Annotated in this window: 20 protein-coding genes; 3 read left to right on the forward strand and 17 right to left on the reverse strand. The window is 57.2% G+C overall.

Going from position 1 to position 22,470, the window contains the following annotated elements:
- Nucleotides 1-186 precede the first annotated feature (186 nt).
- From AC5FXY_RS02775 to pdhA, 11 genes are all read right to left on the reverse strand, one after another.
- Nucleotides 187-2,019 carry a tetratricopeptide repeat protein gene (locus tag AC5FXY_RS02775; RefSeq protein WP_493555099.1) on the reverse strand — a complete coding sequence of 611 codons (1,833 nt, stop codon included), beginning with the start codon at nucleotides 2,017-2,019 and terminating at the stop codon, nucleotides 187-189.
- 188 nt (nucleotides 2,020-2,207) lie between these two features.
- Nucleotides 2,208-4,316 (reverse strand): peptidylprolyl isomerase, encoded by a 2,109-nt coding sequence (locus AC5FXY_RS02780; RefSeq protein WP_493555100.1) that lies wholly within the window; start codon nucleotides 4,314-4,316, stop codon nucleotides 2,208-2,210.
- Between the two features lie 82 nt (nucleotides 4,317-4,398).
- A complete protein-coding gene (locus AC5FXY_RS02785; protein ID WP_493555101.1) occupies nucleotides 4,399-4,653 on the reverse strand; it encodes a hypothetical protein in 255 nt (84 codons plus the stop codon).
- A gap of 12 nt (nucleotides 4,654-4,665) precedes the next feature.
- Entirely contained in the window at nucleotides 4,666-5,241 is a 576-nt protein-coding gene (lptC, locus tag AC5FXY_RS02790) for an LPS export ABC transporter periplasmic protein LptC (RefSeq protein WP_493555102.1), read from the reverse strand.
- 5 nt (nucleotides 5,242-5,246) lie between these two features.
- Nucleotides 5,247-6,587, reverse strand: coding sequence for a BamG family beta-barrel-assembly machinery protein (bamG, locus tag AC5FXY_RS02795; RefSeq protein ID WP_493555103.1), 1,341 nt, complete (start codon nucleotides 6,585-6,587; stop codon nucleotides 5,247-5,249).
- Nucleotides 6,577-7,320, reverse strand: a complete 744-nt coding sequence (locus tag AC5FXY_RS02800) for a type III pantothenate kinase (RefSeq protein ID WP_493555104.1) — start codon at nucleotides 7,318-7,320, stop codon at nucleotides 6,577-6,579. The genes bamG and AC5FXY_RS02800 overlap by 11 nt, the downstream gene beginning before the upstream one ends.
- Before the next feature lie 78 nt (nucleotides 7,321-7,398).
- Nucleotides 7,399-9,264 (reverse strand): pseudouridine synthase, encoded by a 1,866-nt coding sequence (locus tag AC5FXY_RS02805; protein WP_493555105.1) that lies wholly within the window; start codon nucleotides 9,262-9,264, stop codon nucleotides 7,399-7,401.
- Between the two features lie 196 nt (nucleotides 9,265-9,460).
- Nucleotides 9,461-9,844 carry a TraR/DksA family transcriptional regulator gene (locus tag AC5FXY_RS02810; protein ID WP_493555106.1) on the reverse strand — a complete coding sequence of 128 codons (384 nt, stop codon included), beginning with the start codon at nucleotides 9,842-9,844 and terminating at the stop codon, nucleotides 9,461-9,463.
- A gap of 230 nt (nucleotides 9,845-10,074) precedes the next feature.
- Nucleotides 10,075-10,551, reverse strand: a complete 477-nt coding sequence (gene ribH / locus AC5FXY_RS02815) for a 6,7-dimethyl-8-ribityllumazine synthase (RefSeq protein ID WP_493555107.1) — start codon at nucleotides 10,549-10,551, stop codon at nucleotides 10,075-10,077.
- Nucleotides 10,552-10,687: 136 nt separating this feature from the next.
- A complete protein-coding gene (locus tag AC5FXY_RS02820) occupies nucleotides 10,688-11,467 on the reverse strand; it encodes a tetratricopeptide repeat protein (protein ID WP_493555108.1) in 780 nt (259 codons plus the stop codon).
- Between the two features lie 56 nt (nucleotides 11,468-11,523).
- Nucleotides 11,524-12,645 (reverse strand): pyruvate dehydrogenase (acetyl-transferring) E1 component subunit alpha, encoded by a 1,122-nt coding sequence (gene pdhA, locus AC5FXY_RS02825; RefSeq protein ID WP_493555109.1) that lies wholly within the window; start codon nucleotides 12,643-12,645, stop codon nucleotides 11,524-11,526.
- 75 nt (nucleotides 12,646-12,720) lie between these two features.
- Here pdhA and recF point away from each other — a divergent pair, with 75 nt between their 5' ends.
- The gene (gene recF / locus AC5FXY_RS02830) at nucleotides 12,721-13,830 is read left to right on the forward strand and encodes a DNA replication/repair protein RecF (RefSeq protein ID WP_493555110.1); all 1,110 of its coding nucleotides are present in this window, start codon (nucleotides 12,721-12,723) and stop codon (nucleotides 13,828-13,830) included.
- Nucleotides 13,831-13,910: 80 nt separating this feature from the next.
- Nucleotides 13,911-14,228, forward strand: a complete 318-nt coding sequence (locus AC5FXY_RS02835; protein WP_493555111.1) for a DciA family protein — start codon at nucleotides 13,911-13,913, stop codon at nucleotides 14,226-14,228.
- 507 nt (nucleotides 14,229-14,735) lie between these two features.
- On the opposite strand, the gene AC5FXY_RS02840 is transcribed toward AC5FXY_RS02835, so the two are convergent.
- Nucleotides 14,736-15,122, reverse strand: a complete 387-nt coding sequence (locus tag AC5FXY_RS02840; RefSeq protein ID WP_493555112.1) for a winged helix-turn-helix transcriptional regulator — start codon at nucleotides 15,120-15,122, stop codon at nucleotides 14,736-14,738.
- 368 nt (nucleotides 15,123-15,490) lie between these two features.
- On the reverse strand, nucleotides 15,491-16,348 hold the full coding sequence (locus AC5FXY_RS02845; protein WP_493555113.1) for a glycerophosphodiester phosphodiesterase family protein: 858 nt from the start codon (nucleotides 16,346-16,348) through the stop codon (nucleotides 15,491-15,493).
- A gap of 289 nt (nucleotides 16,349-16,637) precedes the next feature.
- Between AC5FXY_RS02845 and AC5FXY_RS02850 the strand changes: the two genes are divergently transcribed.
- Entirely contained in the window at nucleotides 16,638-17,267 is a 630-nt protein-coding gene (locus tag AC5FXY_RS02850) for a hypothetical protein (protein ID WP_493555114.1), read from the forward strand.
- A 96-nt stretch (nucleotides 17,268-17,363) separates the two neighbouring features.
- On the opposite strand, the gene AC5FXY_RS02855 is transcribed toward AC5FXY_RS02850, so the two are convergent.
- The 4 genes from AC5FXY_RS02855 to rnr form a co-directional block, all read right to left on the reverse strand.
- On the reverse strand, nucleotides 17,364-17,645 hold the full coding sequence (locus AC5FXY_RS02855) for a PLD nuclease N-terminal domain-containing protein (protein WP_493555115.1): 282 nt from the start codon (nucleotides 17,643-17,645) through the stop codon (nucleotides 17,364-17,366).
- Between the two features lie 101 nt (nucleotides 17,646-17,746).
- Nucleotides 17,747-18,385, reverse strand: coding sequence for a rhomboid family intramembrane serine protease (locus AC5FXY_RS02860; RefSeq protein ID WP_493555116.1), 639 nt, complete (start codon nucleotides 18,383-18,385; stop codon nucleotides 17,747-17,749).
- Between the two features lie 161 nt (nucleotides 18,386-18,546).
- Complete coding sequence (locus AC5FXY_RS02865) at nucleotides 18,547-19,521, reverse strand: polyprenyl synthetase family protein (protein WP_493555117.1); 975 nt, start codon at nucleotides 19,519-19,521, stop codon at nucleotides 18,547-18,549.
- Nucleotides 19,522-19,689: 168 nt separating this feature from the next.
- Nucleotides 19,690-22,353, reverse strand: coding sequence for a ribonuclease R (gene rnr / locus AC5FXY_RS02870; protein WP_493555118.1), 2,664 nt, complete (start codon nucleotides 22,351-22,353; stop codon nucleotides 19,690-19,692).
- Nucleotides 22,354-22,470: the final 117 nt, after the last annotated feature.

A 22,470-nucleotide genomic window follows, 5' to 3' on the forward strand; every position in this document is an offset into this window, starting at 1 on the left:
CCTGGCTGGCGTAATTTCACGCTCTTAATCAGCCTTTTCTCTGCTTCATGAAACGCCTCCGCGAGTTCTACCAACGCTATCAGCAGTACATCCTCACGGATGGCCTGATGTACTTGGTGTTTATCGTGGCCCTGGCACTGATGTTCGTGTTTTTCGGCTGAGTTTGCGCACTGGCACCGCCAGCCGCTACTGCGGCACGGCGTCGCCGCGCAGCCGGCGCACCCGCTTGCGTGCCTCGGCTACGTAGATGCTGCCGGGGTATTTGGTCAACAGCTTGGTGTACAGCTCCTGCGCCCGGGCCCGGTCCTGCCGGTTCTGCTCCTCTATTTCAGCCGTCAAAAACAGCGCGTCGTCGGATAGCACATCGTACTTCGGATTCTCGGTAATACGCTGCAGCGTCTGCACCGCTCCTGCATAGTCACCAGTGCGGCGCTGCAACTGGCCCTTTAGGTACCAAGAATCATCGGTAAGGGCGTGGCCTGGGTACTTGGTTAGCAGCTGATCCAACGCTTGCACTGCCTGCGGCAGCTTGTTCTGGAACACCAGCAGCTCGGCCGCCGCATAATCGCGCAGGGCTACTCCGGCGGTATCCATGGCCGTATTGTCGCCGATGTGCAACGAGAGCTGCATGGCATCGTTGGCTATTTCGCGGCTGGTGGCCTGCTTCAGAATATCCAAGTGGGATTGCGCCAGCTTAAAGTCACCGGCAAAGTAGTTCAGCCGCGCATTGCGCAGCTTGGCCTCGTAGCCCAACGGTTGGTCCTTGCGCGACCGTTCTACCTGCGAGTACAACAACGTGGCTTCCCAAGGCTCGCTCCGCAGGATATAGATGTCGCCCAAAGCAATTTTGGCCTCATCGACGAGTTGCGGATCGGCTCGCGGCAGGTCTACTACCTCTTGCAGCAGTTTCATACCCTTATCCTTTTCGTCGAGCTGAAAGGCGTATAGCAAAGCCATGTTGCGCAGTACGTCCGCCGTCTGGGCGGTGCGCCCAAGCTCGGTCAGCAGCTGCTGATAATCAGCAATAAGGGCGCGAAGCTTGGTTTGGTCTACCGGGTAGGTATTGCGTACCTGCTCTTCGCGCGCCTGAATCAGCCGCTGCCGGGCCAGCTGATAAAACTGCCCGCCCCGGTATTCGCGGGCGATGTACTCATAAGCTTCGATAGCGGTATCATAATCCTTATTGCGCTGCGCAATGGTAGCCACATCCATCACCCGGCTGCCCTCGGTGCGCTGGCGCCGGTCGAGGGCGCGGGCCTGCAGCAAGGCGCCGCTAAAGTCGCGACGCTGCTGGTAAAGCCACAGCAACAATTCACTCCAGGTGGCTTGCTCGGGCTGTTGCTGGGTACGCGTGAGCAGCAGCTTTTCAAGGGTATCGAGGTCCTTGTCGGTCTGCATGCTGTTCTGCAGCATGTTGCGCACAAAGGGCAGCTGTTGTGGGTCCTGCTCGGCCAGGCGCAGCGTTTCGCTGAGCAAACCAGCCGTCTTTCCCGTGCGGGTGTACAGCTGGATGAGCTGCGGGCTGTACTCGGCGTCGTTTTTGGTCAGTACACGGCCGCGCAGGTAGGTACGCTCGGCCCAGCGCGGCAGTTCGCGTTGCTGGAACTCAGTGGCGACGGGCACCACCTGCTCAGCCTTCAAGGAGGCCAGCACTTTCTCATACTGCTTGCCAGCGGCCGTAGTATCGCCGGCGGCCGAGTATACACCGCCCAGCAGCACGCCGTAGGTTGGCTGGCCAGGATTGCGCTTAGTAGCCTTTTTGATCAGCTTCTCGGCGTCCTTGTGCTTCTTTAGCTGCAGCAGGGTATTCACGTATTCCGGCAGCACCTCAGCCGAGTATTGCTCGTCAGTCGGCAGGTTATCGTACATCGCCTCGGCTTTCAGCCAGTCGCCTTTGCGGGCGTATTCGCGGGCCAGGCCCAGCGGGCCGCTCTGCTGGCCTAGCACGGGTCCGGCAGCAAGCAGCAGCCCCACCAATCCTAAGCGGCTCTTCTTCCACAACGCAGGCAACAGGCTCATAGAAAGCAGGTAGGTTCTATCGACAACAAACAAAACGGCTCTGCGCGCTCAACACTACTAGGCAGGGTTTCATTCAAGCTCGGCCGCTGAAAGCCAAAGACATGACTCGGCAGCGCCCGTTGCGTACGAAAAAGGGCCGTATCCCGGAAAGATACGGCCCTTTGGCAGTTACGGTAATCGGCTGCGGCTTAGAAGAACTTCACGCGCTCGTCTTTCACCTCCGCTTTCTGACGCACAGCTTCGTAGATAGCGCCGTTGGCTCGCGCACTGCGCATAGTTTGCAACTGGTTGCGCACAGCCTTGAGGTCTTGCGACGGCGTCGTAGGCTCGTTTTTGCTAACCAGCTCTACCACCAGCACGCCCTGCTCACCCTGGATGGGCGCCGAACGCTGCCCCGGCTTCAAGCCGAACGTAGCACCCACAGCCACCGGCTCGTTGCCCAAGCCCGGGATTACGCCCTGACCCAGCGTTACGTCGTTGGCCTCGCGCACCTGAGCGTTGGCACCGTAAGCGGCAGCCATTTGCTCCAGCGTGTTGCCCTTAAGCTTGGCCATGATCTGCTTGGCCTTTTCCTCGTTGCGTACGAAGGCCGATATTTCCGGCTTCACAGCCGCTACGTCAGCAGTACCTTCCTGGCGGGTTCCCGTCAGCACGGCAATGACGTACTGGTCGTTTACCTGGAACACTTCCGATACTTCGCCGGTCTTGGTGTCTTTGTTGAAGGCCCAGCGCACCACTTCGCGAGCGTTTGGCAGCGTACCTACTACGGCGTCGGTTTTGCCTACGCCCTTGGCTTCCTGCTTCTGCAAGGTTTTGTCGGCCGCTACGGCTTTGCGGAACGATTCCAGGTCGCCAGCCGCAGCCTTGAGCTCCTGAGCGCGCTGGTAAGCAGTTTCGTTGGTAGCGTCAGAAGGCACGATGCTTTTCTGTACGGCTGCCACGCGGTAGGTCTGGCTGGTCTTCGGAGCCGTCACCTTCACGATGTGGTAGCCGAAGGAGGTCTTCACCAGATTCGGCAGCAAACCAGCCGACGAAGCTCCAAACACGGCTTTCTCAAACTCCGGTACCATGCGGCCGGTAGTAAACCAACCCAGGTCGCCACCTACCGGCGCAGTGCCGTCGGTGCCGTGCTGCTTGGCCAAGTCGGCGAAGTTGGCGCCGGCTTTGATTTTGTTCAGGATGTCCTGCGCCTTGGCTTTGGCCTGAGCATCAGCGTCCGGAGTAGAGCCTTCGGGCTTGATCAGGATGTGGCTGGCGCGGGCCGCTGACACAGCGCCAGCTTTGGTACCCGTGATTTTGTACAGCGAATAAGTACCGTTTTCGGCGAAGGGACCGTACACCTGGCCTTCCTGCAGCGGCAACTGCTGACGCAGCTTCTCGGGCAGATCAGCCGGCGATACAAACTGCCCGTTGTAGGGCTGATCGGAGTTCAGGCGCACAAACAGCGAGTCGTTCGGAGCAGTACGGAACTGCTGCGCCAGCTGATCCATGCTCTGGCGCACGGAAGTGCTGTCTTCGGCCGAAGGCGTCACGTTCACCACTACATACTCCAGGTCGCGGCCATCCTGCACTTTGTAGCGGCTCTTGTTGCGGTTGATGTAGTCCTGCAGCTGCGAGTCTGACACTTTCACGGCCGAATCGGAGATGCTGAAGTACGGCACGAACAGATAGCGCACATTGGCGCGGCTGTTTTGGGCAGCATCGAAGCGCTGGGCTTCGGCTGTGGTCACGTACTCCGTGTTGCGCAGCAGCGCGTAGTACTTGCTACCCAGGCGCTCCTGTGGCAGGTTCTGCTCGAAGCTGTACCAAGCAGCTTGCTGCTGCGGGGCCATTTTGTCGAGCGAGCGGAGATACTCAATTACCTTGGCGCGGTCGAACTGCCCGGTTTGCGGATCGGTGAAAGCCTGCTTGATGGTCGGGTGAATGTTTTTGCCCTGCACCATGTCGGTCAGTTCTTCGTCGGTCACTTTCAGGCCCAGTTCTTCGAACTCAGGGCGGAAAGCCCGCTGGAATACCAGCTGGTTCCAAGCTTGGTCGCGCAGGCTTTGTAGTTCCTGCTCGGTGGGTTGACGGCCATTCTGCGCCGCAAATGCGTCTTTTGACTGTTCCAGAGCGGCGTTAAACTCTTCCAGGCTCACGTCTTCCCCGGCTACTTCGCCGACGCTGGTGTCCTGACGGTTAAACAAGCGGTTGTTTCCCCCGATCAGGTCGCCGCCCACGATGAAAAGCAACATCCCGACGGCCACGGTGCCGACGGCCCAGCCTGATTTTTCGCGGATGGTGTTGATTAAAGCCATTTAGTTGAAAGTAAGCAGCAAAGAATACGCGGAAAGACGTGCAAAATAACCCCTTTTGCCCCAATTGACAAAAGTACCGCCGCTAGCGCCGTTTGCCAGGCTTGCTTTGGGCCTTACGGGCCGGTGCCGACTTGGCAGCTGGAGCAGGCGTTTCAGGTTCAGGTCGGCGTAAAGCGCGATGTATCAGCAAGAAAACAGCCGACAACGCGAAAAACGTGTAATTACCTGGCAAATCGTTTTCTACAATGGTGCGGTGGATTCCGATAACCATCAGCACCACCGCTAAAGAAAACAGCACGGTACGGCCCAGGTCACGATCGAAGGCAGGCAGCTTCATGAGCGTTACAGCTTAACGTTGGGGCGTATCGGCCCCTTCTTCCACGGTAAACACGCCCGTGGGCTTCAGGATTCGGTAGCGCGAGAAATCTTCGTTGGCTTCCAGGCCATTACCCGTCAAAATTTCGGTGGGTGTCTGTACCCGCACTTGGGTTTCTTTTTCGGTGTATATGCGGCCGCGGGGACGGTCGTAAAACAGCTCTTCCGTATTCAGGCTCTGCTGTTTTTCCTCATTGCGCACGCGCACGTCGCCGCGCACCACGTAGCGATTGTCGGCGCGGGTAAACTTGCCGTAGTTACCTCGGAGCGTATTCACCACGCTTAGCCCATCCTTGGCATAGAAGGTAATATCCATGCCTTTCGGATACACCAAGTCGCCGTTTTCGTAGGTTTCCTCCAGCTTCGACGTGAGCCGTACCTGCAGCCGTGCCGAGTCACTGAAAAGCGTCGTCACGTTGGCAGTAATCATGGTGGGCCCGGCGTATTCTACCTTTTTCTTGGGCGCATCTACCTTATCTTGGCAACTGCCGAGCATAAGTCCCGCTGCCAGCGCGGCGACCAACCAGTATTTGGCGGCTAACGCTTTCACAAGTACTATTCAATGCGGCGCTTGAGGAACCACCGGCTGTTGAGCGAGAAGCCCAGCTGCGCCTTGATGTAGTTTTCTTTGATGCCGCCCTGTTCGTTGTTACCGCGTTGGCCATAGGTGAAGGCCAGGTTCATGTTGGTCGATTCCAGCGCCGACTGCGTCGGGAAGGGGAAGCTAAAACCCCAGCTCACGGCCCGATCATAGAGCGTCTGCCCGCCCGGCCGGTACGGGAGCTGCGCCGCGCTCAGACCGAAGCGGTAAGTTACCCGCTGGAAATAGTTCGTAACGGAGGTCGGATCCGGCGAAATCTCGCCGCCTACACCCACCCGCCAAGTATCATCGAACGTAACACCCTGTAGGGCGTTAGCATCGCGAAACTTCGACCACTGACGCTGCGAGAAGTCAGCGCTGACGCTCCAATTCTTGTTGTTATCGAGGCTCACTCCCACCTGCACAGCCGCAGGGAGCGTGGTATTTATAGCCACGTTGTCTTGCAGCAGCAACGGAGCCAGGATGGGGTTGTTGCTACCATCCAATATTGGGCTGCCATTGATGTCGAATTGATCTTGCTGCACCGTACGGCGGCCGCTCAGATCAGACTGAAAGCTGTACACCGCAGCCAGGTTGCCCGACAATTTGCTTGACAGCTCCTTTCGGTAGTGCAAGCCCGTTCGGAAAGCAAAGTCGTTGAACTTGGTGCGCTCGGTGGTGCCGGCTTGCCTTGTTATTTCATCCGAGTAGACGAGGGTTGAGGGATTAGGAACCACAATCGATAGCGTGGAGCGCTCAATCGCACCGAATACGTACGAAGCAGTTACACCGGCGGTCAACCCTTTGGCAATTCGCACCCCTTGGGCTACGTAGGCCTCGCTAAGCCCACCGGAACCTGTGTACTGGGTCCGCACCTGCGCCGTGGGGTCGCCTGTTACGGCGCTCAGGGAAGAAGACTGATAATCCACAGCAGTTATCGGCTTCAGACCGGCCGCCAGCCCCCAGCGCCGCGATATGGGCACTCCAAAGGACAGATAGCCCAGCGTGGCATTGCCGGTACGTTGCGAGGCGCTGTTGCTGCGCAGCTGCTTGAGCTGTCCAGCCAGCACAGCTTCGTACGTCGTGCGGTTGGTGTAGTACACCAAGGCCGGGTTCAGATCATTGATCTGCACAGCGTTTGGGGCTGCTAAGCCCACACCACCCATGCCTTGCTGCCGGACACCGCCGGTATTCTCGTTAAAATCGCCTAGGCCCAAGCGTGAGTACGGCGAGTTGCCGAGCCCCTGCCCTGAAGCTGCTGAAGTGGCCCCCAGCAAGCTCAGCAGAGCCAGTGCGGTCAGTTTATTACCCGACATTATGCACCAGTATTCGGTGAAGCCCGAGCAAAACCAGCTCGGAAATGACAAAGATGCGGCCTTTGAGCCGCGATTCAAAAAACGCAGCGTCGCCCCCGGTCAGCACCACCGACAAAGTAGGGTACTGCGCACGGTAGCTCTCGATAATACCGTTGACTTCAGCTACGGCTCCAAGCAAGGCGCCGCTCAGCATGGCCGAACGGGTATCAGTTCCACAAACCACTAGCGCCGCTGCCTCCTGCACACTGGGGAGTGGCAACTCGGGCAAACGGCCCGTAAAGGCGTGCATAGCCTGTAGGCGCATGCGCAGCCCCGGTGCAATGCTACCTCCTTGGTAGGTAGCATCCGGCGTCACTAAGTCGCATTTGATACAAGTACCAGCATCCACCACTAGCACCGGGCAGTTGGGCAACAAGTGGGCCGCTCCCACCGCTGCAGCCAACCGATCAGCCCCCAAGGTGTGTGGCGTAGCGTAAGCATTGGCGAGCGGTACCTGGCTTTCACCAGGCCGAAAGGTAAGCAGCCGGCCAGGCACCATACCAGCTAGCATCACGACCCACTGCTCAGCTGGAGCAGCCACGGAAGCTATTAGCATATGCTCTGGCTGCACCTGCTGCACTACCTGCACCAACTCATCGGGCATGGCAACGATTCCAGCTTCGACTAAAGCCGAACCTTGAAAGCCGCCGTACTTGGCCGCTGTGTTGCCGATATCGAGGACGAGTGTGGTCATGTGTAGAAAAGCGGCCCGGCCGGTTTAGGACCAGGCCGCTTTCGTAAGAGCCCAGCCGGAGCGGCTGGGGTTGCGTGCCTACATGAAATATTTCAGGCGAATTACCTCTTTTTCGGTCAGATAGCGCCAGTGGCCGCGGGGTAGGTCCTTTTTGGTCAAGCCAGCGTACTGCACACGGTCCAGGGTCTTCACATCGTAGCCCAGGTGCTCGAAAATGCGGCGCACGATGCGGTTGCGACCGATATGGATTTCGATGCCCACGAAACGCGGGTTACCGGCAACTACTGCTACGTCGTCTACTTCAGCTTTGCCGTCTTCCAGCTCGATGCCAGCTGCAATCTGCGCCAGGTGCTCGTCAGTAAGATCTTTATCCAGCTCCACCTGGTACACCTTCTTGTTGCGGTGCGAGGGATGGCTCAGCTTCTGGGCTACCTCCCCGTCGTTGGTAAACAGCAACAGGCCGGTGGTATTGCGGTCGAGGCGACCTACCGGAAAGATGCGCTCTTTGGAGGCATTCTTTACCAGATCCATCACGGTCTTACGGCCGTCGGGGTCGTCGGTAGTAGTCAGGAAGTCCTTGGGCTTGTTCAGCAGCACATACACCTGCTTCTCGCGCTTCAGGTTGGTCTTGCCGTAATGCACCGTGTCGGAGGGCTGCACTTTATAGCCCAGCTCGGTTACCACTTCGCCATTCACCCGGATTTCTCCGGCTTCGATAAGCGAATCGGCCTCGCGACGCGAGCAGATACCCGCATTGGCGATGTAGCGGTTCAGCCGGATAGTATCATCCGTTTCTTGCTCCTCGCGGCGGCGCTTGTTACCACGGGTTTTATCTTCCTCGTAGAATTTCAGGTTTTTGTACGACGGAGCCTCTTGAAGTTCGTCGCGCTGCTCGTCGCGTTTACCACGCGGCTTACCACCCAATGCTTCCGGACGCGCCTGGCGACCAAACACGGCGCGCTCCTCCCGGTTATAGCGCTCCGGCCGAGGCCGCTCATTGCGCTCGGGACGGTCACCACGCTCTGGTCGCTCGTCACGCTTAGGACGCTCAAAACGGCTATCCCCACCAAAACGCGGACGGTCATCGGCAGGACGGGCGAAGCGGCCGGGTGCATTTGGACGCTGCTCATCCGAGCGGCCGAAGCGGCCAGCACCGGCTGGACGGCGGTCATCACTGTTGAAACGGCGGTCAGTATTACCACGTTCAGGCCGCTGCTCATCGTTGCCAAAGCGGCGACCAAAACCGCGCTCTTGCCGCGAATCTTCACTTCCAGGCGCACGGGAGCCACGGGGCGGGCGAGAATCGCCACCTCGAGCATCACTACCGCCTTCAAAACGGCGAGCCGGCCGTTCTTCACGACTAGGGCGCGATTCGCCGCCAAAGTTGCCGCCACTGCGGGGAGCACCGTAGCTCGGACGGCTGGCACCGAAGCCTCCGGGACGGTCGCCACCAAAACTACGACGCGGCCGGTTCTGGTCATTGCCTTCTGGCCGACGGTCAAAGCTGCGACGCGGTGCGTCGTCGCCTGAAGAAGGCCGATCAAGACCTTTGAAGTCCGGTTTGTTTAAGCGGCCGCGCATGAAGTCTGCAGCATCGTCACTTTCAGCAGGCTTGCTGTACGGACGGCTCGGACGGGCGTCGCGGCGGTCGTCGTTTGGGCGACCAGGCCGGCGGTCATCGCCGCTACCGTATGGACGGTTGCTCGGGCCGTTGCCGAAGCTCGGCTTGTTGCCACCCGCAGGACGACCAAACGGCGGCCGCGAAGGAAAATCGTTGCCACCTTCACGGCGGCCATACGACGGACGGCCTTCGTCGGAGCGCCGGTCGTCGGGGCGACGATTGTCACCAAAAGAGTTGAAAGGTTTCCCGCCGCGCTGCGGAGCGGATTCGGGGCGGCCTGGGCGACGATTGCCGGGGCCAGAGGGATGCTGCTTCTTACCCATAGTGGGAATATGTCAGACGCACGGCATCGCTGCCGGGCTGTGTTGTGGCTATGTATGATGTCCCTAACGTCACCGCTTAGGTTTTGGTGCGCTTAGCAGGCAACCAAAAAAGCGCCCGAATCTGCAGTTCGGCCTCCCTCACGCTGGAGCGGAGAACCGACCGTGCAAATTCGGGCGGCTGATTATAAACGGCGCGTTAGTCGCGACGAGCCATTTTGGCTTCGATGGAGTGCTGCGTGTGCGGCACAGCCCGCAGGCGTTCCTTTGGAATGAGCTTGCCAGTTCCAATGCAAACGCCATACGTACCGTTTTTGATGCGGATCAGCGCGTTTTCCAACTGTTGGATAAACTTCATCTGACGCGAAGCCAGCTGATTCAAGCTTTCCTTTTCAGCGGTGTCGGCGCCATCCTCCAGTACCTTCGACGGCGAGGCCGTGGTATCGGTACCCGAATCGTTGCGGCGGCTCAGTGTTTCTTTGATGAACGTTACTTCCTTCCGGGCGGCAGTCAGCTTTTCCTGAATAATGGCTTCAAATTCGGCCAGTTCTTCCCGGGAGTAGCGTAGTGATTCTTCACTCATGGTGGGCAGGAAAAAGTTGTAAGCGGTTGAATTTAAGATTCTTATCCAGCGCGTCCTGATCGTAAGACACCGATAGTTAAGTATTTTGGCAACACTTATCGGCAAAAATTAGTGCCGAGTAGCGTTGGCCCTCATCTTTACTCCGGGGTATCGACTGACCTTTCAGCCCGGCTTTCCAGCCGCAAAGCTACGGTTTTGGACGCATTTTAATCGTTTGGTACTGATAAGCTTCAGAAGCCCAGCATGTGAATAGCTGTCACGGCTGCTTCTACTCCCTTATTGCCATGCTTACCGCCGGCCCGGTCCCAGGCTTGGGCTTCATTTTCGGTAGTCAGTACACCGAAGATTACAGGCTTATTGAATTTCAATCCGACGTTCATCAAGCCGTTGGCTACGGCATGACTAATAAACTCGTCGTGACGAGTCTCCCCCTTGATGATTACCCCCAGGCAGATGACGGCGTCTATCTCTTCGTGCTGCGCCAGTAGCTGAGCGCCCAGCCCCAATTCGAAACTACCGGGGACAGTGTTTCGGTAGATGTTCTCCTCCTTGGCCCCGTGCTTGAGCAGTGTCTCGTATGCGCCTTGGCAAAGGGTATCGGTAATAGCCCGGTTCCATTCGGCTACTACCAACCCGAAGCGTTTGTCACTGATGTCAGGAAATTGATCGGACGTGTAGTCGCTTAGGTTTTTGAGAGAAGTAGCCATTGCGCGGGGGTCAGGGTTATTGGATCAATGTGCAAATATCTACTTCTCCCAGCAGAACCTTTATGCCACCATGAAAAGGCAGCGCCGTTTCCCGCGGTGCGGAAAACGGCGCTGCTCTTGCGCTGTTATGCTAAACCTACTTGCTTCCAGCAGCAGCCTTAGCCCGTGCCTGGAAGATCTTGGCATCGTTTATTTCAGCTGCCGTCGGGTAATTGGCAATGATCTTGGCGTAGGTTTCTTGGGCCTTGCCAAAGTCCTTCTGCGTTTCTTGGGCAGCGGCTAGCTTCATAAGGTAACCCGGAGTGAAGTAGTCGTTGGCTTTATGGTCAGCAGCCTTCTGGTAGTAGTTGGCGGCTTCCTGATACTTCTTCTGCTCCATATAGGCGTCACCAGTCAAAGCGTAAGCCCGAGCCTGCAGCAGCAGGTCATCCGAGCTGAAGTCTTCGAGGTAATCGATGGCCTTCTGGAATTCGCCGTTTTTAAGGGCGGCAGCACCGGCGTAGAAATTGGCGAGGTTACCTGCTTTGGTACCGCTGTACTCCTTAGCCACGGTTTCAAGGCCTTCGTACTGACCATCGCCTTTCAAGGCGGTCTTCAGCGAATCAGCTTCCCAATAGTTTACGGCCTGGAACATGGCCGCCTGGGCTTTCTCGTCCTGCGACTTCCGCCACGTGTAATAGCCAAAGCCAGCTACTACCGCCAGCACGATGGCCGCGAGCAAGCCGAACAGGAGGTTCTTGTTCCGACGAACGAACTCCTCCGACTCGCCCAGGCGCGCTGCCAGCGCGTCTGGGTCTTCAAGCAGGGGGTGTTCGACGGGCGCGTTGGGGTCCTGCTGACCCGGCTCTGACGGCTGCTGCGGCGCTTGGTTCGGGCGCGACAGCGGCGAGTTGCGCGTGTAGGGAATCTTCGACATGAGAGAAGAATGGGCGACCAATCTGCTGGGTCACCCGGCTTTGGCTTAAGCGGTAGTTACTCGCGGATGTAAGGATAATCCCCCTGCACGTACACGTCCTGGAACAGCTCCTCGGCGGGTGGGTAAGGAGAGTTTTCGGCAAACTCTACCGATTCCAGCACCACCGCTTTGATCTTCTCATCAATGGCGGTCAGTTCCTCTTCGGTAGCATACTGTTGCTCTAGAATCACGGCCCGCACGTTCTCGATAGAATCGCGCTGACGGTAGCCTTCCACTTCTTCCTTGGTCCGGTACTTAGCCGGGTCCGACATGGAGTGGCCTTTGTAGCGGTAGGTCTTGAACTCGAGGAAGCTCGGGCCTTCGCCGGCGCGGGCACGCTCGGCGGCGCGGGCTACGGCACGGTGCACTTCCTCTACCTGCATGGCATCCACCGGCTCCGAAGGCATGTCATACGCTTCGCCCAGGGTGTACAGCTCGGTAACGTTGGAGGTCCGGCTTACCGAGGTGCCCATGGCGTAGCCGTTATTCTCTACTACGAAAATGACCGGCAGCTTCCACAGCATAGCCATGTTGAAGGCCTCGTGCAGGGCACCCTGGCGCACGGCACCATCGCCCATGTAGCAGATGCAGAGCTTTCCGGTCTTGTTGTATTTCTCTGCGAAGGCAATGCCGGCACCTAGTGGAACCTGACCACCCACGATACCGTGGCCGCCCATGAATCCTACACTTTTATCAAACAAGTGCATGGAGCCGCCTTTGCCCTTTGAGCAACCCGTTTCCTTGGCAAACAGCTCAGCCATGATGGCATTGGCCGTCGTGCCAAGTGCTAGTGGGTGCGCGTGGTCACGGTACGCTGTAATCCACTTATCTCCTACCTGCAAGGCTGACACGGCACCAGCTACGCAAGCCTCTTGGCCAATGTATAGGTGGCAGAAACCTTTAATCTTCTGCTGGCCGTATAGCTGACCAGCCTTCTCCTCAAACCGGCGCATGAGCATCATGCTCTCGTACCAGTTCATGTAGGTTTCTTTGCCAAATTCAGCGTTGGCGCCTTGCGGCGAAGCAACTGGCGCAGCCGTTTCAGCCTGGGGCTCCTGCACCGGCTGCTGTGCTTTGGATTTGGCTTTGCCTGTCGAATTGGTTGCCTTTGAGGCAGCCTTTACCTTCGTATCCGCCATTGGTAGCTCTTCTTGTTCGGGTTTTGGAATGCGAAAGTACGTAAAAGCATTGCAACTCCGAAACCTACGCTTTTCATGACGCTGGACTCGCTGCAACTCCTTTTTTTCAAGAACTACGACGAGGCCAGTATCACCCTGTCGCCGCACATCAACTGCTTTCTGGGAGAGAACGGTAGTGGCAAGACCAACCTACTTGATGCTATTCATTACCTGTCTCTGACCAAAAGCGCCTTTTCGGCTGCCGATGCTCTGTGTCTTAAGCAGGGAGCCGACTTCTTCCTAGTTAAGGGAACATTCAGCTTACCCCTCTCTCCCGCCCCCGACACTATACAGTGCAGCTTACGGGCTGGGCAGAAGAAGATCGTCACCCACAACAAGCAGCCTTACGACCGCCTCTCCGACCACATTGGGCGTTACCCGGTGGTACTCATCTCTCCTTACGACACAGACCTTATAAGACAGGGCAGCGAGGAGCGCCGTAAGTATTTCGACAGCTTAATTTCGCAGCTCGACCATTCGTACCTGGAGCTGCTCATTCAATACAGCTTCACCCTTAAGCAACGCAACGCCCTATTAAAACAGTTCGCTGAGCGGCACACCTTTGATCGGGATTACCTGCAGGTGCTCGACGAACAACTCGTAGCCTCGGGCACCGAATTGATAACCTTACGGCAAAGGTTCCTGGAGCAATTTACCCCGGTGTTTCAGCGCCACTATCTGGAATTAGCCGATAGTCGAGAGGCCGTGAGCCTGGAGTATAAGAGCCAGCTCTCCGGCCAGGACTTTGCCCAGCTCTTGCGGCTTAATGAACGAAAGGACTTAGCTCTGCAACGAACCTCGGTGGGGCCGCACAAAGACGACTACGTGTTCCTGATGGATAACGTGGCCGTCAAGAGCTTTGGCTCCCAAGGTCAACAGAAGTCCTATGCCATTGCGCTTAAGCTGGCTCAATTCGAAATTATGGCCAGTAGCAAACAGCATAAACCCTTGTTGTTGCTAGATGACATCTTTGACCGCTTGGATGAACGCCGCATCACCCGACTGTTGCAGCTGGTGGCCAACCACACGTTTGGGCAAGTCTTCCTGACTGACACTCACCTCGAGCGTACCGATCGGGCCCTTGCAGGCCTATCCGAACAAGTGGCTCGCTTCCGCGTTGAAAACGGGACCGTTCGGCCACTTTAAGTCCGTCTGACCCTACCTTTGTACTCGGCTTTAGCAGTTTAGCTAATGCCTATCTCCGCGCATATTTTATCATTTTCGTCTTGAAATCACGCAACGCATCCGATTTTTCTCGCAAGGCTGATGTCGTTCCGCTGAAGGAAGGTATTCAAGCCTTGTTGAAGGCCTACCGACTCCAGGGCAAGATGAATGAGGTGTACGTAGTGTCTTCGTGGGAGCGAATCATGGGCCGCGCTGTGGCACTCAAAACCCAGGAGGTGTACTTCCGCAACGGAAAGCTTTTCGTCCGGCTTTCGTCGTCGCCGCTGAAGCATGAGCTATTTATGGCGAAGTCCCGCGTGGCCGAAATTATTAATGCCGAAGTAGGCGAAGAGTTAATCAAGGAGATTGTTTTTCTCTAGGGTGCCTCTACCCCTCTCTTTGTTTCCTCGCAGCTCACCTAACTGGTGAGCTGTTTTTGTTTTTACTCATTATAGAGATGAGAGTTTTTAAAGCGGCAAGCCGCTGGCTGGATTTAGTAGAGAATTAGGCTATCAGATTTATCACGAACCACATCTTCAACCACCCTCTTTACGAGGCTTAAGAATAGCGCAAACTCGACTGTTTGCCTCGGTCTTAACTCAGCAGGCGATGAAGCCTTTTCACGATCAACTTAGATCGTCGCCTACCGGGCTTATGGGAGTTATGCCATTTTCTTCACCCTTTATATCTGTTTCCCTTCTCTTATCTCATCCGCGCCCTATGAGGGTAGCACTTCGCTTAAGGCTTACCTGGATTCAAACTTAGAGCTGATTTTACTGGCACTAGAGCCGGGTGGCTTACCGCTGAGTTGCAACACTTAGTACTCCTGTGGTACTGGCGGCGTACAAGTGCATGAAACAAAATGTTCCACGTGAAACATCACATGTTCACTTAGGCCCATAAACTTTTAACAACAGGTCATTATATGCTTCTAACAGGGCTATGTACTTCGCCTGAAGCGCCAACAATGACTTTGTACAGTCCTGATCTACAGATTGTAACGATACAGCTCTATTTACAGAAACAGATGCAACACTATTTGTAACTGGTGTAACTGTAAAGGGTAATTGAGACTGAACAGGTGTATCAAAATCATTTGTAAAATCGTGCTGTATTACCTCCCCTACACGCTTAACAAAACTGTAATCTAGTGTAGCTTCTTTAAATTTACGGTATATCGTCGGACGTGTAATACCCAGCTCTTGCACGAGGCGGCTAATAGAAATACCGCTGTTTTTGATTACTTCTTGCAGGATTTCGCCTTGGTGAGCCATGGAATGGGGACGTAAAAGAGCAGGGGTGTAAAGATGACAAAAATGTAAGATGTATCAAAACCATAGGTACACATTTTAGTGACACACTTGGACACTGTAACTGTAATTTCAAGTACGTGTAACATTGATACAGACACCAATTACAGTTACACTTAACAAAGATGACACAATACACTTGTATCATTACACGCTTTGACATACTGTTTTGGCGCTGTGACTCATCTATATGACCTATGATGGCGGCACAACTAGAGGACTGTATTATGTACTGCATCCGCGGCTCTGAAAAGACGCTATACCCCCTTCCCTATTCAGCTGCGCAGATTACCTCAACTAAGGCAAGTTGACACTGAAGTAGCCTGCAGATGTTACGCTGAAAATACAGCCGATGCTCGGTCAGGATAATCGGTGGTGATACCCGATACACCCCTTGCAGCTAAGTCGCGCATTAGGGCTGCGTCGTTTACCGTCCAGGTTACAACAGGCAGTTGCTTCTGGGAACAGAAGTTGAGCAGCGCGTCGTCGATGAGCCCATAATCCGGGCCTAATACATCGGGCACAAAACCCAACCGCTCAATATGCCGCTCGACCGGTTCAGCATCTTCAATTAGCAAGCAGACCGGCAAAGCTGAGTGCTGCCGAACGGCCTCCACCACGCGGTGGTCGAACGACATCAACAGCACTTCAAATTCGTGGCCAGTAAGGGCCACACATTCGGTCAGCTCCTGCAGCACACGCGCCACGAACTGCCGTGGCGAGGGATGATAGATGCCATCGGTGGCAGGGCTGCTTTTAAGCTCGACAGAGAAAATAGGCACGGCTTGCTGCACCTCGCGACAGCGACGGAATACAGCCATAAAAACGTCTTTCAGCAAAGGCTTATATGCTGACCCCAGCACTTGCTCGGGGAAGCTCGGATGGCGCTGGCTGCCGCAGTCGCAACAGCGGATGTCAGCATAAGAGTGTTGGTAGAGATTATATGACAAGCCCTGCTCCGGGGTGAGCTTATGCCCGTCTGGGTATAGGCAAATAGCCGCATTCAGCCATGCCTCATGCGACACTACCACTTCATGGTCGGCCGAAATAATGACATCCAATTCTAGTCCATCGACACCCCATTCCAAGGCGTGTAGGAAGGCCGGCAGGGTATTTTCGGGTCGTAAGCCTCGACAACCACGGTGACCATAGATACGAGGGCGGTCGGACAGAGCGGCGAAACGAATCATGGATCTGATACGAAACCAGCAAGCAAAACGACCGAACTACTGCAGCAGCGGTCTTTATACAAAGCTTGAGCGGTCTGTCGGCTTGTAGTGCTACACCATCGCGTATCTGCGGGTGAATGACGCTAAACCATAATCCATACGCAGAAACGTGTAGAGACGAGTCGGCCCATCAATGGATAACCATACTAGACTGCCCTCAAAGGTCTGTTCAGAACGTGCATTGAGGCGGACCGGACCCAACCGCTATTTTTGAACGATAGACCAATCGACGTTCACAACTCAATAACTCATGAAACGCCTCTTACCCATTATTCTCTTGGTAGTAATTGTAGCGGCCGGCTACTGGTATTACCGCATGCTTACCACCGGGCCTAAGTTCGCGCTGGGCCAGGCAGCCAAAGCGGTACACGACCACGACATAGCCAGCTTCGAGAAATACGTGGACGTGGAAAGCGTAACGGGTAGCCTAGTAGATCAGGTAGCTACCCAGGGCTCGGCGCTGGGCTTGATGGTGCCGGGGGGCGGCTTGATGGCGAAGAGCGTGCTGGGATTGGCTAAGCCGCAGCTAACCAAAGCTGCCCGCAAGGAAGTTCAGCGCTTCGTGGAGACTGGTTCGTTAGAAGCCGCGGCCGATAACCAATCAGAGCGCGTGGTGAGAGTGTCGATAGCCGGCTTGGCCAGCAAGGTAATCAGCCCAGAGAGCAGCTTTAAGGGAGTGAAGTACGTGAACGAGCAAGGCGAACAGGCACTGGTAGGCTTAGAGTTTACTCAACCGAAGCTTGATACCACCATGGTACTGGAAGTGAAGATGCGCGACCGGGGCGACTACTGGCAGGTAACGGAAATCACCAACTTGGGCGAGACGCTCCGCCACGTAGCCCGGATGGAAAAGCAAAAGCTGCTGAACCGAAACAAGTAGACAAACGAATTCACTTGTCAGCTTAACTTAACGAAAGAGCCCCCGGTAGCACTTGCTACCGGGGGCTCTTTTAATTAGGAAGAACTAAAGGCTGACCTAGGTATTTGACTTACCCCGACCCGCCATGAGGTAATAAAGAATCAGGCCCAGCAACGGTAGGAACCAGATGATGGCAACCCAGAGTATCTTCTTGCCAAGCGACCAGGGCTGACGGAAAATGTCAATCAGGGCCAGAATATCAAGAATCAGGATGATGCCGCCGAAGATGGTGAGGCTGCCGGTGTCATTGCGGCGGCTGCAGGCTGTGAGGCTCATCATCAGCAGGGTCATCAGACACGCTGCCACAGGGCGAAGCGAGAAAGAAGGGAGTCGGTTCATGTGGTGTTTCGGTTAATAGGGAGCATTATTTCTGCCTCTCTTTACGAAAGCACCCAGCAATGGATATATAACAAGTATATATATCCACCCAAAGATTTGATTTACAGATACTTATCTGAAATCTGTCGCCAGAATTCAATCCCAGCTTCTGGTCGCATGAGCATGGTAAGCACTACTCCGTAAAGGGCGCCATAAAAGTGGGCGTCGTGGTTGATGTTGTCGCCGGAGCGGCGACCTTGGTAATAGGAATAAGCGAGGTAGAGGAAGCCGAAAATGAATGGCTTGATCGGAACAGGAATAGGGAAGATGAAAATACCGCCCGTAACAGGATAGAACAGCACGGCCGCAAAGATGACCGAAGCTACCCCACCCGAAGCCCCGAGGCTGCCGTAGCGGGCATCGCGACGGTGACGGAAGAAGGTGGGAATATCCGATACGATGATGCCGCCGATGTAGAGCAGCAAGAACACCAGCGTGCCGTATAGGTCGCCAAACTCTACGCTGAACCGCTCCAACACGAGTTGGCCAAAGGAGAAGAAGGCAAACATGTTGAAGAAAAGGTGCATCAGATCGGCGTGCAGGAAGCCGGACGTGAGGAAGCGGTACCACTCGCCGTGCTTGCTCACACGGTGGGGACTAAAGATCCAACGCTCCATGAGCGACTGGTTTGACCAGGCATAGATGGAAATGCCGGCGGTTAGGACTACCAGAATCAGGACAAGGTCAATCGGGAAAGGCATTGGGAAAAGATTAGGGGCTTAAGGAGAAGGGAACAGAAACGAAACAGATTCCGCCAGCAAAAAGACTAGGCGCAGCCAAACCCTGTACCGGATGGCAGCCTACTGGCTACCGGCCCGCGAGGTATTATAGCTACGCCTAGCGAAAATGGGTGATGATGCAACTAGTTCTCGCGCTCCATCAACTGCAAGGCCAGACCGCGAAGCAGCTGCTTGCGTTCGGCTGGGGCCTGAACGGCGTCCAGATGAGCCAGCGCATCCTGGAAGTAATCGTTGATAAGCGCCTCGGTACGGGGGCGAATACTAAGTTCGTCGTAAACGGCTTTTACGGCCGCCACCTTGGCTTCGGCAGTTTCAGGGGCGCCGTTGCCCATCCACTGCTGTAGCGTGGCTTGTTGGGCTTCGTTGGCCTGTTCCAGAGCCGTAAGCAGCAGGTAGGTCTTCTTATCCGATACGATGTCGCCGCCGACACGTTTTCCGAAGGTGGCAGCGTCGCCGTACACATCGAGCAGGTCGTCGCGGAGCTGGAAGGCAATGCCCACGTCCACGCCGAAGCGGTAGAGGTGGTCGGCATCGGCCTGGCTGGCGCCGCCGAGGCGGGCCCCCAGCTCCAGGCAGAAGCCCAGCAACACGGCCGTCTTCAGGCGGATCATATCGAGGTACTGCTCGATGCTGACGCGGGCTTCCTTCTCGAAGTTCATATCCAGCTGCTGGCCTTCGCAGACTTCGGCAGCCGTCTGGCTGAAGCGGCGCAGGGCCTCGGGCAGCAGCGCAGGCTCGATGCCAAAGAGCAATTCGTAAGCGCGCACCAGCATCACGTCGCCCGACAGGATGGCCACGTTCGGGCCCCACTTGGTATGCACGGTGGGCTGCCCGCGGCGCAGCGGTGCCTGGTCCATGAGGTCGTCGTGGAGCAGGGTGAAGTTGTGGAAGACTTCGGTGGCCAGGGCCGGCCGGGTGGCGCGCTGCCAATCATCGGTGAAGAGCTGGGCACCGAGCAAGGTCAGCAAGGGACGAATGCGCTTACCGCCCATGCTCATGGAGTAGCGGATGGGCTCGTAGAGTTCCTGGGGCTGGTCACCGTAGTGCAGCTCGGCCAGGGCAGAAGTGAGGGCGTTGGAGAAAACAGTAAGGTCCACAGAGGCGGCTATATGTCAGCTGCAAGGTACGACGCCAAGGCGGCACGGGTGGTTGCATGCGGGTGTGGGCATCGTAGCGCGGACTCTACAAGTCCGCGCTACGATGCGCTACACGCAAACGGCCCCGCTGGCAGTGCCAACGGGGCCGTTCAAATTTCAACTCAGCGCTTAGCTGTGGAAGCGGCTGCGGCCTTTCTTGCCACCGCCCGAGCCGCCACCGGCTTTGGGCGCCCGGCTGCCGCCCGACTTACCGCCGGAACGGCTGCCTCCGCCGCCACCTGAGCCCGAGCGACCCCGGCTGCCGCCGCGCTCGTCGCGGGCGGCGTAGCCATCGGACTTGCTGCGGCCGGCGCGGCGCTGATTGTTGCCGAGCGCGTCGGTTACCAGTTCCAAGTCGATGGTACGGTCGAGCAAGTTGGCGGCTTTGATGACCACCTGCACCGGGTCACCAAACTTGATGATACGGCCGGTGCGCTGGCCGATCAGGCGCATATTGTCCTTGTCGAAGTCGAAGTAATCCTCCGGAATGCTGGAGAGGCGGATCATGCCTTCGCTCTTGGTTTCGCCCATCTCCACGTACATTCCAAACTCGGTAAGGCCCGAGACCACGCCCGTGAACTGCTCGCCCACGTGCTCGGCCATGAACTCCACCTGCTTGTACTTGATGCTGGCACGCTCGGCCTGAGCAGCCCGCTTCTCACGCTCCGAGGAGTGCTTGCAATCGGCTTCCAAGGCCACGGCATCGGCACTCTTGGCGCCGTGCAGGTAGTCCTCCAGCAGGCGATGCGCCATCATGTCGGGGTACCGGCGGATGGGCGAAGTGAAGTGCGAATAGTGGTCGAAAGCCAGACCAAAGTGGCCCAGCGGCTCGGTGGTGTAGATGGCCTTGGACATGGCGCGCACGGCCAGGGCCTGAATCACCGATTGCTCGGGCTTGCCTTCCACCTCGGCGGTGAGCTTGTTGAGCTCCTTGCTGACGTTGGTGTTTTCACCGAAGTTGAGCGAGTGGCCAAACTGGCGGGCAAACTGCGCGAAGTTCTCCAGGCGGTCGGGGTCGGGCGCATCGTGGGTGCGGTACACCATGGTGAGGCGCGGCTTGCGCGGCTTCAGGCGGAACACGAACTCGGCCACCTTGCGGTTGGCCAGCAGCATGAATTCCTCGATCAGCTTGTGCGCGTCCTTGCGCTCCTTCACGAACACGCCCACTGGCTTGCCCTTCTCGTCGAGCTTGAACTTCACTTCCGGCGCCTCAAAGCTGATGGCACCTTTGCGGAAACGCTCGGCCTGCAGGCGCTTGGCAATCCGGTTGAGCAGGTTTACTTCCTCGGCGTAGTCGCCCTCACCGGATTCGATGCGCTCCTGTGCCTCCTCGTAAGTGAAGCGGCGGTCGGAGTGAATCACGGTGCGGCCGTACCATGCGTCGTAGAGCTTGCCATTCTCGTCGAGCTCAAACACGGCCGAGAAGGTCAGCTTATCCTCGTTGGGGCGTAGCGAGCAGAGTCCGTTGGAGAGGCGCTCGGGTAGCATCGGAATGGTACGGTCCACCAAGTACACCGAGGTAGCGCGGTGCTTGGCTTCCTTTTCCAGGCGGGTGCCGGGCTGCACGTAGTGCGTCACGTCGGCGATGTGCACCCCGATTTCGTAGTGCCCGTTCTCCAGCGTCCGCAGCGACAGGGCATCATCGAAGTCCTTCGCGTCGACGGGGTCGATGGTAAAGGTGGTGATGTCACGGAAGTCGCGGCGCTTGCTGATTTCTGCCGGCGTGATGGCCGCCGGAATGGCGTCGGCCTCGGCTTCTACTTCCTCCGGGAATTCGAAGGGCAGACCGTACTCGGCCATGATGGCGTTAATCTCGGCCTCATGCTCGCCGGCGGGCCCAAAGGTGCGCACCACCTCGCCCACGGGCTGGCGGCCGGCCTCGGTGGGCCACTCGGTAATCTTCACGAGCACCTTGTCGCCGTTCTGCGCTTCGCCCAGCGCGTGCGGCGGCACGAACACATCAAAGTAGAGCTTCTTATAATCGGGCTGCACGAAGCCGAAGCCGGCCTGCATCTGAATGCGGCCTACTACTTCTTCCTTCACCCGCTCCAGGATTTCCACCACGTCGCCGGTCGGCTTCCCGTCGCGGTTCTGGCCGAGGCGTACGCGCACGGTGTCGCCGTCCATGGCAAAGGCCAGGCGGTCGGTGAAGATGCGCAGGTCCTCTTCCAGCTCCTCGCTCACGATGAAGGCAAACTTAGCGTTGGCCAGGTCTACCGTACCCGTGATGGTAGGGCCAGCCTTATAGCCCGACTCGCGCCGCTCGCGGTACGAACCGGGGCGGTGGCTGCGGTCGGTGGTGCCGGGCATATCGAAGCCGGGTGTGCGGCGTCGGTGCACGATGGGGCCGTTGGCCTCCAGCTCCTCGGCGGGGTTTTCCAGCGGACGACGGTTGCGAGGCTGGTAGCCGGTAGCGGCGTCGCCGGGACCGGCCTCGGTACCACCGCGGGGGCGGCGCGGGCCGCGGTCTTTGGCAGGCACGTCGTGGTCGGGCCGCTCCTGTTGGGCGCGGCCGGGAATTTCCACAAGGCGGTAGTCGTCGTTTTGGAGCAGGGCGATATGCCCGCTTTTCTTGAGTCCCTTCAGGGCCTCGAACAGGCTTTCGCGCTGCTCTTTCTCTACCACGCCAAGACGGCGCGCCAGCTGGCGGTAATTAAAAACTTTGCCGGGGTTGTCGGCGAAAATGCGGAAGACTTGCGTCTTGTTGATGACGGCCGACGAGGCGGCTTCGTCACGGCGGCGGGCCGGGTCGCGCTTAGGGCGCGGGGCATCCGAGTCGTTGTTTCTTCTCATATTGAAAAGGGTCGCCGCCGGGCTGCTTTTGGGTATCTCTGACGGGCGGCGAATTAGCTGAAAAAAGCAGGCCGGTACGCACCACGTTTGGGGCGGGCCTGCGGGAGTAAATATGCG

The sequence above is a fragment of the Hymenobacter sp. FMD4 genome, assembly GCF_058932745.1.